The 444-nt window shown below is 63.1% G+C and carries 1 protein-coding gene; it reads right to left on the minus strand.

The genetic code is table 11. From position 1 onward, the window contains the following. The coding region (gene fliD / locus J0A65_RS25865; protein ID WP_206597061.1) for a flagellar filament capping protein FliD at positions 1–444 on the minus strand (444 nt) is incomplete at both ends.

Raw genomic sequence — 444 nt, forward strand, 5'->3', positions numbered from 1 at the left:
GTAGAGGCGCGTTTGCAGGCTCTCCACACGCTTGTCCAGCGACTCGCGCTGCTTGTCGATGTTCTGCAAGGTGCCACGCAGGGCGCTGTCACGCTGCTTCAGCACGCCATCGGTCGCCACATAGCCCGAAACGAAGCCCGACAGTCGCCCCATCAGACCGTCTTCGCCCGTGAGATAGCTGCCGACCTGGTCGAAATTGCTGTCGAGCGCGGTCGTCAGCAGGGTGTCGTCGATAGACAGCTTGCCATCTTCATCGGTGGTGATGCCGAGACTGGCCAGCGCCTTGACGCTGTCCTCGCTGCCACCGGTCATCTTCACAATTTCATTGCGCAGCCCGGACATCACGCTACGCACCGTGGAGTCCCCCACCAGCGGCCCGGCCACCGGATCGGAGCCCTCTACCTCGACGACTGCGGTCAACTGCGCAGACGACGAAATCAGGGC

The sequence above is a fragment of the Bowmanella yangjiangensis genome, assembly GCF_017255015.1.
GTDB lineage: Bacteria > Pseudomonadota > Gammaproteobacteria > Enterobacterales > Alteromonadaceae > Bowmanella > Bowmanella yangjiangensis.